15 protein-coding genes are annotated in these 15099 nt (G+C 33.3%); 6 read left to right on the forward strand and 9 right to left on the reverse strand.

Features of this window, described 5'->3' with window-relative positions; translation table 11 throughout:
* The first annotated feature begins 82 nt into the window (after window positions 1-82).
* From pyrH to rpoN, 5 genes are all read left to right on the forward strand, one after another.
* On the forward strand, window positions 83-790 hold the full coding sequence (gene pyrH, locus VKY41_RS08005; protein WP_500813920.1) for a UMP kinase: 708 nt from the start codon (window positions 83-85) through the stop codon (window positions 788-790).
* 51 nt (window positions 791-841) lie between these two features.
* Complete coding sequence (frr, locus tag VKY41_RS08010) at window positions 842-1396, forward strand: ribosome recycling factor (protein WP_500813921.1); 555 nt, start codon at window positions 842-844, stop codon at window positions 1394-1396.
* 240 nt (window positions 1397-1636) lie between these two features.
* Window positions 1637-4063, forward strand: a complete 2427-nt coding sequence (locus VKY41_RS08015) for an efflux RND transporter permease subunit (RefSeq protein ID WP_500813922.1) — start codon at window positions 1637-1639, stop codon at window positions 4061-4063.
* 43 nt (window positions 4064-4106) lie between these two features.
* The gene (gene asnS, locus VKY41_RS08020; protein WP_500813923.1) at window positions 4107-5540 is read left to right on the forward strand and encodes an asparagine--tRNA ligase; all 1434 of its coding nucleotides are present in this window, start codon (window positions 4107-4109) and stop codon (window positions 5538-5540) included.
* Between the two features lie 232 nt (window positions 5541-5772).
* Window positions 5773-7230: an RNA polymerase factor sigma-54 gene (rpoN, locus tag VKY41_RS08025; RefSeq protein ID WP_500813924.1), complete on the forward strand. Its 1458-nt coding sequence runs from the start codon at window positions 5773-5775 to the stop codon at window positions 7228-7230.
* 73 nt (window positions 7231-7303) lie between these two features.
* Here the strand turns inward: rpoN and VKY41_RS08030 are convergent, their stop codons facing one another.
* Genes VKY41_RS08030 through VKY41_RS08045 form a run of 4 tightly spaced genes read right to left on the reverse strand, consistent with a single transcriptional unit; the run spans window position 7304 to window position 11029 of the window.
* The gene (locus VKY41_RS08030) at window positions 7304-7942 is read right to left on the reverse strand and encodes a DUF6705 family protein (RefSeq protein WP_500813925.1); all 639 of its coding nucleotides are present in this window, start codon (window positions 7940-7942) and stop codon (window positions 7304-7306) included.
* Between the two features lie 7 nt (window positions 7943-7949).
* Window positions 7950-8588 (reverse strand): DUF6705 family protein, encoded by a 639-nt coding sequence (locus VKY41_RS08035; protein WP_500813926.1) that lies wholly within the window; start codon window positions 8586-8588, stop codon window positions 7950-7952.
* 5 nt (window positions 8589-8593) lie between these two features.
* On the reverse strand, window positions 8594-9217 hold the full coding sequence (locus VKY41_RS08040; protein ID WP_500813927.1) for a DUF6705 family protein: 624 nt from the start codon (window positions 9215-9217) through the stop codon (window positions 8594-8596).
* A 12-nt stretch (window positions 9218-9229) separates the two neighbouring features.
* Window positions 9230-11029, reverse strand: a complete 1800-nt coding sequence (locus tag VKY41_RS08045) for a hypothetical protein (protein WP_500813928.1) — start codon at window positions 11027-11029, stop codon at window positions 9230-9232.
* Window positions 11030-11299: 270 nt separating this feature from the next.
* On the opposite strand from VKY41_RS08045, the gene VKY41_RS08050 reads away from it, so the two are divergent.
* Entirely contained in the window at window positions 11300-11905 is a 606-nt protein-coding gene (locus VKY41_RS08050; RefSeq protein WP_500813929.1) for a hypothetical protein, read from the forward strand.
* Here the strand turns inward: VKY41_RS08050 and VKY41_RS08055 are convergent.
* The 5 genes from VKY41_RS08055 to VKY41_RS08075 all read right to left on the reverse strand — a co-directional run bounded on the left by VKY41_RS08055 (window position 11900) and on the right by VKY41_RS08075 (window position 15068).
* Window positions 11900-12604 (reverse strand): porin family protein, encoded by a 705-nt coding sequence (locus VKY41_RS08055; protein WP_500813930.1) that lies wholly within the window; start codon window positions 12602-12604, stop codon window positions 11900-11902. The genes VKY41_RS08050 and VKY41_RS08055 overlap by 6 nt on opposite strands.
* Before the next feature lie 93 nt (window positions 12605-12697).
* Complete coding sequence (locus VKY41_RS08060) at window positions 12698-13183, reverse strand: ExbD/TolR family protein (RefSeq protein WP_500813931.1); 486 nt, start codon at window positions 13181-13183, stop codon at window positions 12698-12700.
* Between the two features lie 13 nt (window positions 13184-13196).
* Window positions 13197-13835 carry an ExbD/TolR family protein gene (locus VKY41_RS08065; RefSeq protein WP_500813932.1) on the reverse strand — a complete coding sequence of 213 codons (639 nt, stop codon included), beginning with the start codon at window positions 13833-13835 and terminating at the stop codon, window positions 13197-13199.
* A 2-nt stretch (window positions 13836-13837) separates the two neighbouring features.
* The gene (locus VKY41_RS08070) at window positions 13838-14257 is read right to left on the reverse strand and encodes a hypothetical protein (protein WP_500813933.1); all 420 of its coding nucleotides are present in this window, start codon (window positions 14255-14257) and stop codon (window positions 13838-13840) included.
* Window positions 14258-14282: 25 nt separating this feature from the next.
* A complete protein-coding gene (locus tag VKY41_RS08075; RefSeq protein ID WP_500813934.1) occupies window positions 14283-15068 on the reverse strand; it encodes a MotA/TolQ/ExbB proton channel family protein in 786 nt (261 codons plus the stop codon).
* Window positions 15069-15099: the final 31 nt, after the last annotated feature.

The raw sequence follows: 15099 nt of genomic DNA on the forward strand, positions 1-15099 counted from the left end.
AAATTCAAAAAATAAAAAAATTATGTAGCTTTGCACAACCATTTATTTCTATTTACAGAAATAATATTCATCTAAAACACACATGAAATACAAAAGGATTCTTTTAAAATTATCAGGCGAGGCCCTAATGGGGAACAGACAATATGGTATAGATCCCGTCCGTCTTTCCGAATACGCACAAGACATTAAGGAAATTACAGATTTAGGAATAGAAGTGGCTATAGTAATTGGAGGAGGAAATATTTTTAGAGGAGTAGCTGGTGCAAGCAATGGTATGGACCGAGTGCAAGCAGACCACATGGGAATGCTAGCAACCGTAATAAACGGCTTGGCCTTACAAAGCGCGCTAGAAGATGCTAAGGTGCAAACCAGACTGCAAACAGCCATCCATATTGAAGAAGTTGCAGAACCGTTTATCAGAAGACGTGCTTTAAGACATTTAGAAAAAGGCCGTGTAGTTATTTTTGGAGGTGGTACCGGAAATCCTTATTTTACAACAGATTCTGCCGCTGTATTACGTGCTATTGAAATTGAAGCTGATGTTATTTTAAAAGGCACACGAGTAGATGGAATTTACAATGCTGATCCAGAAAAAGATTCTAAAGCCATAAAATTCGACCATATTACATTTGAAGATGTGTTAAGAAAAGGCCTAAAAGTTATGGATACCACAGCTTTTACATTAAGTCAAGAAAACGAATTACCTATCATTGTCTTCGATATGAACAAAAGAGGAAATCTATTAAAGGTAGTTTCAGGCGAAAATATTGGTACCAAAGTAAATTTATAATATCCGTTTGGCTTATTTTTTGAATAAGCATTAAAAAATAAAATTTAAAAGATGAACGAAGACATTCAATTTATATTAGACTCGGCAAAAGAATCTATGGATGCCGCTATTAAGCATCTAGAAAAGCAGTTTGTAAATATTCGAGCTGGAAAAGCGAGTCCAGCCATGCTAGGAAGCGTTTTGGTTGACTACTATGGCTCTCAAACACCATTAAGTCAAGTTGCTAACGTAAACACTCCTGACGGTAGAACCATTACGGTACAACCTTGGGAAAAAAACATGCTTCAAGAAATTGAACGAGGCATTATGTACGCCAACCTTGGTTTTAACCCAATGAATAATGGCGACTACATCATTATAAACGTACCTCCTTTAACTGAGGAGCGCAGACGTGAATTAGCCAAACAAGCAAAATCTGAAGCTGAAGACGCAAAAATTAGTGTTCGTACAGCTAGAAAAGATGCGAATAACGATATAAAAAAATCGGATGTATCTGAAGACTTGCAAAAAATGGCTGAAGATGATGTTCAAAAATTAACAGATAAATACGTTCTTAAAATCGATTCTTTATTCGATTTAAAGGAAAAAGAAATTATGACTGTATAACACAAAAAGCGACTTAGAAGTCGCTTTTTTTTTACTTCAATCATAAGAAAACGCCCATTCCAATTTCTATATGCCAATCTGCTCACGGTCTAAAACATAATTTTTAGAGCTATTATTACAGAATCATATTCAATTCTAAGACTTTTTCTTTAATCCGTCATTTTAACAAGACATTATACCTGAAATCAGTTAGCAAATACATTGCTTTTACCTAACTTTACGCCTGTTTTTTATTTTAGTATGTTTAAATTATTTACAAAGAGTTTTTGGGATGTTGTTGCACGTCTTATTTTACGAAATAAGATTGTCATACTTATAGCTATTACATTGGTTACTATACTTTTTAGTACCCAATGGAAAAATATGCGCTTTACCTATTCAGAAGCTAACTTATTACCCGACGATCACGAAGTTAATATAGTCTACAACGAATTTTTAAAGATTTTTGGTGAAGAAGGCAACCTAATTGTACTTGGAGTAAAAGATTCTAGCCTTTTTACTGTTGAAAACATTAATGCTTGGAACAACCTCTCTGAATCCTTTAAAGGCCTAGAAGATGTTGAAGCTGTTCTGTCGATTAAAGACCTTCAGAAATTACTTAAAGACACCGAAAACGAAAAGTTTAAACTAGAACCATTCATTAAGGATTCCATTCATAGCATGAAGCAATTGGACACCTTACAAGACGATTTATTTAATAAATATCCGTTTTACGACAACTTCTTATTCAATAAAAACACAAAAACCATTCGTACGGCAATCTATCTAAAAAAAGATATCGTAAACACGGCGGCTAGAAAGGATTTTGTATTTGACGAGCTATTACCTAGAATAGAAGCTTTTGAAGAAGTTACCAATTTAGACGTCCGAATTTCGGGAATGCCGTATGTTCGCACACTAAACGCACAAAACATTGTAGATGAAATTGGCAAATTTATTGGACTAGCTCTAGCTGTAACTTCCCTGATTTTCTTTTTCTTTTTCAGATCGGTTAGAGCCACACTTATCTCATTAGTAGTCGTTTGTATTGGCGTTATGTGGACTTTCGGAATTATAGGTTTCCTAAACTACGAAATAACAGTACTTACAGCCTTAATACCTCCCCTTATCATAGTTATAGGTATTCCAAACTGTATCTTTTTAATAAATAAATATCAACACGAAGTTAAACTGCATGGAAATAAAGTTAGGTCCTTACAGCGCGTTATTACCAAGGTTGGAAACGCCACCTTATTAACCAACCTAACAACTGCTTCTGGTTTTGCTACGTTTATTTTAACACAAAGCACACTTTTAAAAGAATTTGGAATAGTAGCCTCATTAAGTATCATAGCTATTTTCATCCTGTGTATATTAATTATACCAATTATTTACACCTTTTTACCTTACCCAAAAGATAGGCATCTAGAACATTTAAACAAACGTTGGATTGGCGGTTTTACCAATTGGATAGAGCGTATGGTAAGACAAAGACGTATTACCATTTATATTACCGCTCTTGTACTACTAATTTTTAGTATGATTGGTATTTACCAAATTAAAATCTCTGGTAGTTTAATTGAAGACATGTCGGAAGAAGCCGAGTTTTTCCAAGACATCCGATTTTTTGAAGATGAATTTAATGGCATTATGCCTGTAGAAATATTAATAGATACCAAGCGTAAAAAGGGAGTAATGAAATTGGCTACTTTAAAACGAATGGATCAACTAGAAGAGGTTATTTTAGAAACTCCTGAACTATCTAAACCAATTTCTGTGGTAAGCCTTGTTAAATATTCTAAACAGGCTTATTATAATGGAAATCCTAAATATTACCAATTGCCTACCTCGCAAGAAAGTAGTTTCATTTTTAGTTATGCAAAAAACTCGACTTCTAATACTGATTTATTAACCAATTTTGTAGATAGTACCGGGCAATATGCACGTATTACTACTTTTATGAAAGACATTGGAACAGATAGAATGGAGCGAATTGAAGACGACCTTCAATCTAGAATAGACAAAGTTTTTCCAGAAGACAAGTACCAGGTTACCATTACGGGAAAGGCTTTGGTTTTCCAAAAAGGAACCAAGTATTTAGTTAAAAACCTAGCTCTTTCTTTGTCGCTAGCTATTATTTTAATTGCTTTACTAATGGCCTATATGTTCCGCTCATTTAGAATGATTGTGGTTTCATTAGTTCCTAATATATTTCCTTTGGTTATTACGGCAGGCTTAATGGGGTATTTAGGCGTTCCTATAAAACCTTCTACCATTTTGGTATTCAGTATTGCTTTTGGAATTTCGGTAGATGATACCATTCATTTTTTAGCAAAATACAGACAAGAATTACAAGCCAACCACTGGAAGATTAGAAAATCTGTATATGGTGCCCTTCGCGAAACCGGAATAAGTATGTTTTACACCTCTATCGTACTGTTTTTTGGATTTTCAGTATTCACCGTTTCCAGTTTTGGAGGTACGGTAGCATTAGGAGCTTTAGTTTCTGCCACCTTACTTTTTGCTATGCTTTCTAACTTATTATTGCTTCCTTCACTATTATTATCCTTGGAAAGAAGAATAGCCAATAAAGAAGTTTTAAAAGAACCTTCCATTAATATTATCCCAGAAGAAGATAATGATGAGGATGATATGAATGAGGATAACCAAACAAAAAACATTCATTAAAAATTACAACAAAGAACTATCTTTGCATTTTAAATATAAGACTATGACATCGAGTACCATTTCAGACTTGCTTTCTAAACAATACATTTTACAAGAAGTAAAAGTTAAAGGTTGGGTGAGAACTTTTAGAGCAAACCGTTTTTTAGCTTTAAATGATGGTTCTACCCTAAATAACATTCAATGTGTAATAGATTTTGAAAACACAGACGAAGCTATCCTAAAACGCCTTACAACTGGGGCTGCAGTTTCTATTACAGGAACCCTAACCGAAAGTCAAGGTAAAGGACAACAAGTAGAAATACAAGTTTCATCCATTGAAATATTAGGCGATTCTGATCCTGAAACGTATCCTATTCAACCTAAGAAACACTCTTTTGAGTTTTTAAGAGAGAATGCGCATTTACGTACTAGAACAAACACCTTTAGTGCTGTTATGCGTTTGCGTTCTTCCCTATCCTTTGCCATCCATAAATATTTTAATGAAAATGGGTTTTACTATATGCACACGCCTATTATTACAGGTAGTGATGCGGAAGGTGCTGGTGAAATGTTTAGAGTTACGAATTTAGACCCTAAAAACCCGCCTTTAGATGACGAAGGAAAGGTTAATTTTAAAGAAGATTTCTTCGGAAAAGAAACAAACTTAACCGTTTCTGGTCAGTTAGAAGCCGAAGCTTATGCCATGTCTTTAGGTAAAGTTTACACATTTGGGCCTACTTTTAGAGCAGAAAACTCCAATACTTCAAGACACTTAGCTGAGTTTTGGATGATAGAACCTGAAGTTGCCTTTATGGATTTAGCAGGGAACATGGACTTAGCAGAAGATTTTATGAAATCGGTTTTAAGCCATATTCTAAAGAACAATAGAGAAGATTTAGAGTTTCTTGAAAACAGATTATTAGAGGAAGAAAAAACGAAACCACAAGCTGATCGAAGTGAATTAAGTTTGATAGATAAAATCAATTTTGTTGTAGAAAACAACTTCAAACGTGTTAGCTATACAGAAGCCATTGAAATTCTTAAAGATTGTAAACCGAACAAGAAAAAGAAATTTAAATATCTAATTGAAGAATGGGGAACGGATTTACAAAGTGAGCACGAACGTTATTTAGTTGAAAAACATTTTAAATGCCCAGTAATTCTATTTGATTATCCTGCAGATATCAAAGCATTTTATATGCGTTTAAACGAAGATGGAAAAACGGTTCGCGCTATGGATATTTTATTCCCTGGAATTGGAGAAATGGTTGGAGGTTCACAACGTGAAGAACGTTTAGACGTTTTAAAAGAAAAAATGAAAGCTCTAAACATTGACGAGAAAGAGCTATGGTGGTACTTAGATTTAAGAAAATACGGAACGGCTGTACACTCTGGTTTTGGTTTAGGATTTGAACGTTTAGTTATGTTTGCTACAGGAATGAGCAACATACGCGACGTAATTCCTTTCCCAAGAACCCCACATAATGCGGAATTCTAATCTAAAATTACAACGACATAGAAATTTCTATGAAAACGGTTTTTATGGAAATTTCAACATAACATAATAGTTTATGTGTTTCAATTAATTATTTTTAATTTGTCACATAAAAAATGGTTACCTTCTATATTTAATTTATTAATTATAGATGTTTCACAAAACAATCTATATATGTGTTTATATAGATTGTTTTTTTTATTTTTATAAGAAACCTAATTACCTAATTTGTACAATGCTTAAACAATTTTTACAGTTTAAATTATCGCAAAAGTTATCGCCTCAACAAATTCAATTGATGAAGCTGATACAATTGCCTACGCAAGCATTTGAACAACGCTTAAAGCAAGAATTGGAGGAAAATCCAGCATTAGAAACTGGCAAGGAACAATCAGATGACTTTGATGACGATTTTGATAATTCAAACGATTACGAGGATGACCACGAATCTATAAATACAGACGACATTAATGTAGATGAGTATTTAAGCGATGATGACATTCCCGATTACAGAACCCAAGCTAATAACTACAGCAGCGATGATGAGGAAAAAACCATGCCGTATGCAGCTGGGATTTCGTTTACGCAACATTTAATCAATCAGTTAAACACGTTTACCTTAACGGATGACGAGTTTGATATTGCCGAATTCCTAGTAGGAAGTATTGATGAAAGCGGATATATACGTAGATCCTTAAGTGATATAACCGACGACTTAGCTTTTACTCAAAACATTTTTACCACTGAAGAGAAAATTGAAGAGGTTTTAAAAACGGTTCATCAATTAGATCCGGCTGGTGTTGGAGCAAGAAATCTTCAAGAGTGTTTAAGCATTCAGTTACATAGAAAAGAGAAACGCCCAGATATTGAACTAGCTATTGATATTATTGACAATGCCTTTGATAGGTTTACAAAAAAGCACTATAAAAAACTGCTTCAAAAATTTGATATAACGGAGCAGCAACTAAAAGACGCTATAGAGGAAATAGAACGTCTTAACCCAAAACCAGGAGGCTCCTATGCCGGAAATAACCGCATGGTGGAACACGTAGTTCCAGATTTTGCTATTAAAATTGTAGATGGTGAGTTAGAATTAACCTTAAACGGAAGAAATGCACCTGAACTACATGTCTCCAGAGAGTACAACAACATGTTGAAGGGGTATAAAGAATCTAAGGACAAGTCGAAATCTCAGAAAGATGCTGTGATGTTTATCAAACAAAAACTGGATGCAGCCAAATGGTTTATAGATGCTATTAAGCAGCGTCAGCAGACCTTATTTGTAACTATGAGTGCTATTATGCACTATCAAAAAGAATACTTTTTAACAGGAGATGAGCGTAAATTAAGACCTATGATCCTGAAAGACATTGCAGATGAAATTGACATGGATGTGTCCACCGTTTCCAGAGTGGCCAATAGTAAATATGTAGACACGCCTTATGGCACCAAATTGATTAAGGAGTTCTTTTCGGAATCGATGACTAACGACCAAGGAGAAGAAGTTTCTACCAGAGAAATTAAAAAAATTCTGGAAACGGTTATCGAGGAGGAAAACAAGAAAAAGCCTTTAACGGACGATGCCCTAGCCAAAATTTTAAAGGAAAAGGGCTATCCAATAGCCAGAAGAACGGTTGCTAAATACAGAGAGCAATTGGATATTCCTGTAGCTAGATTGCGTAAAAAGATATGATAAATAAATTTGCCACGAATATTATATAGATATTCGTGGCAACATATTTTAAAATTTCAAGCTAAGCTCTTAATTATTCCTTAATAAATGTATAAACTCCTACAGGAATTGTTATAATCTCGGGACCAGAATAGTTAATACTTGCATTTTCATTAAATCTCATGGTTATTTTTGCTCTAATTTTTTCTACGCCACTTTCAACAAATCGAGCCATTACAATTCCTCCCCATAATCCAGGTCTAGTAGGATCCTTAATACTTAATATTATAAAACGTGTATTAGGATCACATTCTGGGCAAGGTGGAAATCCAATATCATTTGTTGTAATAGAGTAAGAAACTATATTATTATATCGCATAGCATCTTCTGAGTTTATTATATTAGGAATTCCAATTGGCTCAATTAATGGAAATGTATTGACCAATTCAACACTATTTTCTATATATTGATATTCTCCAACAAGTAAATCGGAATAATCACCCACACTAGAAGTATGTTGCTCTACTTTATTAAAAATAATGGTTAAAGAATTATTGCCACTTTCCCATTTCCAAGTACCAACATAAGGATTATAATCGTTATCAACGTCTTTTAAATAGGCTTCATCTTCTGGAAGTTCAACCCCATTAATATTATAAATTGGTACGATGTTTTGGGCTTTACAGCTTAAAACTAATAATAAAATAATATATGTTATAAATACCTGTTTCAATAAAATATTAATTCTGTTTTATAAATGTATAAACCCCATCTGGAATAGTTATATTATCTGGTCCGGAATAATCAATACTTGCATTTTCATTAAACTTCATATTAATTTTCGCTCTAATTTTTTCTACACCACCTTCTACAAATCGAGCCATTTTAATTTCACCCCATAATCCTGGTTTTGTTGGATCTAAAAGTGATAAAACAATAAAACGTGTATTTGACGCGCATTCAGGACAAGGTGGAAACCCTCGATTGACAATCGTTATATATGATGAAACTATGCTATTATCCAATCCATTATCAGGGTTAATTATTATTGGAATTCCTATTGGTTCCATTATTGGGAATGTATTAACCAATTCTACACGGTTTTCTATATATTGATATTCGCCTACCAATAAATCTGCAAAATCACCGTTTCCATTATCATTCTGTATGATTTTATTGAAAATAATAGTTAAAGAATTACTCCCACTTTCCCATTTCCAAATACCAACATAAGGATTATAATCGTTATCAACGTCTTTTAAATAGGCATTATTCTCTGGAAGATCGACGCCAGTATCGTTAAAAATTGGTACAATGTTTTGTGCTTTGCAGCTTAAAACAACTATAAAAATAATGTATGTTATAAATAACTGCTTCAAAAATATTAATTCTGTTTAATTAATGTCCAGATACTATCCTCTGGTATAGACAATGGTTGATGCGATTCTGCAAATGTATTATTTATCTGCATTCTTATCTTTTCCACTCCTGATTCAACAAATCTTGTCATGCGAATCTTTCCCCATAAAGGAGGGTTACTAGACTCAATAATATCTAAAACAATAACTCGTGAATTAGGTGAACATTCTGGACATGGTGGAAACCATTCGTCCATATCAGTTATTCCAATAACAGTAATACTGTTGTCCCAAGGATTCGGTTGAATAATAATAGGCACACCATTACTATCAGTAGTGAACAATTCTGGGTGAGTATCTACCAAAACATTACTACTTACTTGGTAACTATACTCACCAACAAGCATGTCGAAATAATCGCCTAATTCTCCTGGTACATTCGTAGTTGTGTTAAAAGTGATTGTTAAAGTTTCATTTCCAGAATTCCCAGCCCAAGTGCCTACATAAGGTGCAAAATCGTTAGCAATGTCTTTATAGTATCGATTTGGGTGTACTCCATCATTTGGGTCTGGTCCGTAAATTGGAGTTATTACCTGAGCTTTACAGCCAACTATAAAAAATACTATTAAAAATTTTATTATTGTTTTCATTTCTCTATTATTTTAATCACAAGGTAGTGTGATTGGATTATTATTTGAATTTAATTTTACTTTCTCAAAAACTTGGTTGCTTTCGTTTAGTTTATATAAATACAAAGGTGTTTTAGGCATGTTGTTATTTTCTTTAATTTCTTCAAAAGCTTCTAAAAATTCTCTTAAATAATCATCTTCATCACTATTTTGATTTATATTTTTAAAAATTTTGTAGTGCAAGTATTTCTGAGATTTGATAGCAGTATTTCCCAAAACACCTCCAAAGATAAATTTTAACAAAGTAAAATCCCTTATTTTTATCATATACGTACCATTACTTGAAACCATAACTGAAAACACATCATGTGGTGAAGTATTGTTGGGGTTTCCTATAGCACTCAAACTATGGTAATACATATACAAATTATAAATATCCTCACCTGAGAACATAAGGTCTCCTCTTGGATGAGTATGCATGCCTCCAATTATATTTCCTCCATGGTTTAATTTTATACCATATCCAAAACCTTGAATTAATGTACTTGGTGTGTTATTTAAATTAATTTCATACCCATACTCATCTATTTGGTCTAGCTCACTTTCTAAGTTTTCAACTGCATTTTTAAGCAAATTATTATTAGCAGTTAATAATTCCTCAACTTCATAACACTCCAACTTTTCATCGGCATAATCAAAAAAGTCTTGTGTTATGGGAGGCGAAGCATCAATATAATCAAGAATAATATTTATCATGGCATCACAGCCTGCTTTTTTAATCATGGTTGCCATTCTTTTAATGGTCACTTCATTGGCTGTATTGTTGAGCCATAACAATTGTTCAGGTGTTAGGTTCTCTTCATTTAAACATTCTAATACTTTTTCTTTATCTGTTTTTTCAACTTGGTCAATAGAGGGCAAGGCCCCAACTGCTGGCTGGCCTCCAGAAGTGGAACCAACACCTCCACCACTTGAGCCTCCTAGATTAGTGTTGTCCGGGAAGTGACCATCTTCTAAATCCCAATCGTCCCAATTGCCATCATTCCCATTTGAAGGATCTGTATTACCATTTGATCCATCTCCTGAATTCCCTACTCCTGGTGGACATGTCACATTATATTCTGTTATCAATATATAATGTTCGCCTTCTTTAACTATTTTTTGTCTAATACATTTCCCATTTATAACATGATAGACCCATTCACCTCCTCCAGAAGTGGTTGTTGCACCTCCTCCTGTAGGACCTGTACCACTTGCTCCATCATTGCACCAAATAACTTCAAAATCCCCATCATCTTCTGGAATGTTATATAAACAACCATCTATTAAATGCATTTTTGCATTTATTATATCTTGAAAATCGATGGTATCTATTATACCTTCCTCAATTGGCAAAATTGATATTAAAAAATGTCTCTGTTCTCCATGGTACTCCAATGTTATATAAGAATAAACATTAAACTCAATATTTTCACCATTATCTATGATGACAAAATTTTCAAAAGTTGCCTCTGTCAATAGCGGTGTTTCAATTTTAAAGGACCAAGCTTCCCCTCCATTGGAAGTGACATGTAAAATTTCGTCTGTTAAAATGGAAAAAGATCCATCGTTGGAGTCTATTCTTAAATTTGTTTCAAGAGTTGAATTTGAAGTTTTATTTTTAGTTTTTGGCTTATTAACATCAAAACTATGAGATATCTTTTTTAAAGACTTTTGGAGTTTGCTGTTTTGTTGCGCCTCATCCAAACTAAGTATTTGTGAGTGTATGTTTGGATAATCCTTAGAATAATTTTGCTTTACTGTTTCAAAATCGTCTTTTTGACACGTAAACAATAATACGTTTAGTAGTAGGAAGCAAACTAATTTAAATATTTTAAGTTTTGGCTGTTTGGCTGTTTGGCTGTTTGGCTGTTAATATTTGTTTTTTCATAAACAATAAAATCATTATCGATTAATATTCAATAAACCTATAAAAATAATTCAAAAAATATATACGCAGTAACAGGTTTATTTTGGGCTTTTCGATGAAATACACACTTTCTATTACGGTTTTTCCGTAATTATGTATGGAAATCAATTAATTTCTTAATTTTAAACAAAAATTTGAATCAGCTCTTAAAAAGTATCTCGTTTGTATTCCATCCTATTATCATGCCTATGTTGGGTGTGCTTTTTTACTTTTCAAAATCGCCTAGATTTCTTCCATTAGAAATTATCCAAGCAAAAGTATTCTCTCTCTTTATTTTAACCATCATATTACCTATTCTCCTATACTTTCTACTAAAAAGCATAGGAACGGCCAAAACCATATATTTAAACAGCACACAGGAACGAATCCTACCGCTATTTCTAAATGGATGTGTTATTGTGTTAATCCTAAATCGGGTGTTACCAGCTTCAGAAATTATAGAGTTATATTACTTTTTTGTTGGTATATTATTTTCAACCATGGCCTGTTTTATATTAGCCATTTTTAAGTTTAAGGCTAGTATCCATATGCTTGGTATTTCAGGTGTTACCATGTTTTACATCGCTTTAAGCATTCATTTTAGTATAAACATCAATGGCACGTTGGCACTAATGTTTGTTTTAATTGGAGCCATTGCAACTTCAAGACTTCACTTAAAGGCACATAGCAATATCGAGTTGCTTATCGGATTCTTTATTGGAATGATTCCACAACTTATACTAGTAAACTATTGGTTATAACACATAGAAAATAAGACCAAACTTAATAGCAGACATGTCCATTGAGCCAGGACCTGAATTAGAAGCTACGTTTAAAATAGGGTTTAATGAGTAATAAACATGGAAATTCCAAGTATTATAACCAGCACTTAAACTAATTCCATATTGAAAATCGTTAAAAGCATCTAAATTAGTTTGCTTTTTATCCCCAAGCTCCCCTTTAAACACAGTGGAATTGGCTAATACGTACCCAACTTTAAACCCGGTATAGATCCTCCAAAACTTATATTCACTAGCGGTAGATGTACGCCACCTAAGCTCAAAGGGAATTTCTAATAAATAGGTATTGAATTTGTTTTTAGTGTAACTGATATCAGACTCTCTCAAGTTAATATAGGCTGCTTCTCCTGAGTCGGTTTCGTATAAATAGATATTATGGTTATACGAATTGATTGAGGCGCCCAAACCTATTCCTAAGCCTAAATTACGACTTTTATTTAAGGGGAAGTCCCTAATAAATCCAAGGTGAAAGCCACTAGAAAAACCTGATTGGGACACGTTACTAGGTTTATTAGCCAAAAGATTATAGGTTACAGCAAAATAAAACTGGTCTTCTCGATATCTCGTATCTATTCCGGAACTGTCTACCACAATACTTTCCTGGGTATACACGGTTGTAACGCAAAACAATCCTATTAAAACAAAGAGTGACAGTTTCATTTTTAGGGAGTAAAATTTATAAGATTAAATATAAAATAAAAGGCGTAATGATTTCTCAAAACGCCTTTAAATAATATAAAATTAAGAATAAAATTAATTTTTCAACGCTTGTAAGGCATTACCTTTTTTGGTTGTATAATTAATTTTTAATGCATTTACTTTACGTAATTCTTGTTTAATATCGGTAACCAATCCCATATTCGCATCACTATCTACTTTTAAGGCAGTAGTTAAAAACGGAATTAATTCTTCTCTTTTGGAAGCGCGTTCAGCAGCTATAAAAGCAGGTATTTCTGACACTTCAGCGAATTTATCATTCAATTGAATTCTTGCTTCTGTACCGAAAGTTGATTTATAGTTACTACTTGGTTTCCCAGCATAGATATACATTACTAAATCTTTTTTATCTAGCTTCTCAACCTGATCTGCAAATGGCAGGTTATTCTCAATCATCAAGGTATTCTGTCTCATAACAGTAGCTACCATGAAAAAGAATAATAGCATAAATACAATATCCGGTAAAGATGCCGTAGAAATAGCTGGTAAATCACCTCCTGTTTTCTTTTTAAATTTAGACATATTTTTTGTTTATCTAATTAGACTTTTTAGGCTCTGCTTCAGAGAATTTCTGAGGAATTAAAATTTTAATTTCTTCTAATTTGTCCTTTAATTTCGCTTTTTCTTCTGCAGAAGTTCTAGGGTCAGAATAACGCTGATCCGCTTCTACAAAGCTCATTCCTACATTAGGAAAACTTCTTTTAAATTCTCTATTTCTTAACTCGTTATAAGCAGCAATTATTTCATTTTGAACGGCTATATAAGTATCGTACTTAGTAGCTCTGTCATTTTGTAATGAAATAATAGCTTTTTCAAAGTTATCTGAAGATCTTGGATTTTTCTTTCCTTGACAACGCTGACAAGCATCCGCACCTGTTCCTCCTCCATTATCTAAAAAGGCAACTGCGGCTTTACGTAGATCTTTAATTTGAATAACTTTTTCCTCGCCACCTGTTTTTAAGAACAACTGGTTGTTCTTATTCACATTAAGCTGAAAAATGTTTTTCTCTTTAATAATAACATCTTCTTGCTCAGTTTCATCTATTGGAGGTAGTTTTCTGTTTAAACCAGAATCTGTCTCAATAGTAGTTGTTACCAAGAAAAATATAAGAAGTAAGAAAGCAATGTCAGCCATAGAGCCTGCATTAACTTCTGGTGCTGATCTCTTTGCCATAATTATTTATTAAATATTTTTTTTACTCCAGAGAAAGCCATTGATCCAATAGCTACAATTGCTAACGCATAAAATGCATACAATCCTGCTCCAACGTATTTAGAGGTTGATTCTGTAACGTCAACACCTTTGTTTGTAAAAGGAGTTAGGTCTAAATCTGTGCCTGAAGACATTGCGTAAGAAATTACTAAAATGGCTAAAAAGGCTCCAACAGACATTAACGTCTTTTTAATATTACCTGCAAATAATCCTTTTAACACGTAAACTAACACCAAAGCTAGAATAAGTGCAAGAACTACATAAGTAACATATAACATGTTGTCCACCATACCTTCATTGCCACTCATAATCATTAAAGCGAGTATCACTCCAATTACGGCAAGTATGCCAACAACAATTTTTAATATTTTATGTAAACTCATTGTATAATGTGTTTTAAGGTTATTATTACTTCTTGTTTCTAATCAACATGTCCATTAAAGTGATTGAAGCATCTTCCATATCGTTAACAATGCTGTCAATTTTAGCAATAATGTAGTTGTAGAAAACTTGAAGTATAATAGCTACTATCAAACCAAATACTGTTGTTAAAAGTGCTACTTTAATACCACCCGCAACAAGAGAAGGTTGCATATCTCCAGCAGCTTCAATTTTATCAAAAGCTTGAATCATCCCGATTACTGTTCCCATGAATCCTAACATCGGAGCCAAAGCAATAAATAATGAAATCCAAGACACGTTTTTCTCTAATTGTCCCATTTGAACACCACCGTAAGCTACAACAGCTTTTTCAGCAGCCTCAATACCTTCATCAGTTCTATCTAAACCTTGATAGAAAATAGAGGCAACAGGTCCTTTTGTGTTTCTACAAACTTCTTTAGCAGCTTCTACACCACCTGATTGTAAAGCATCTTCTACTTCCTGAGTTAATTTCTTAGTATTTGTAGTAGATAAGTTTAAAAAGATAATTCTCTCAATAGCGATTGCTAATCCAAGAATTAAACATAAAAGTACGATTCCCATAAATCCAGGACCACCTTCTATAAATCGTTTTTTTAGTTCTTGGTGAAAGCCAAGATTTTCAGTTGTTGCCTCCTCAGTAGCAACCTCATCTTGTGTTACGCTAGCAACAGTAGCTGCTATTGATGCTGTTATATTTGCAGTTGTATTTGCATTAACAGTTCCGAAAGCCATAATTCCAGTAATGGCTAGAATAGAAAATAATCTTTTCATTGTTCTTGTTCTTAATTTTATTAGTTAAAGT

Source organism: Xanthomarina sp., assembly GCF_035306605.1.
Lineage (GTDB): Bacteria > Bacteroidota > Bacteroidia > Flavobacteriales > Flavobacteriaceae > Xanthomarina.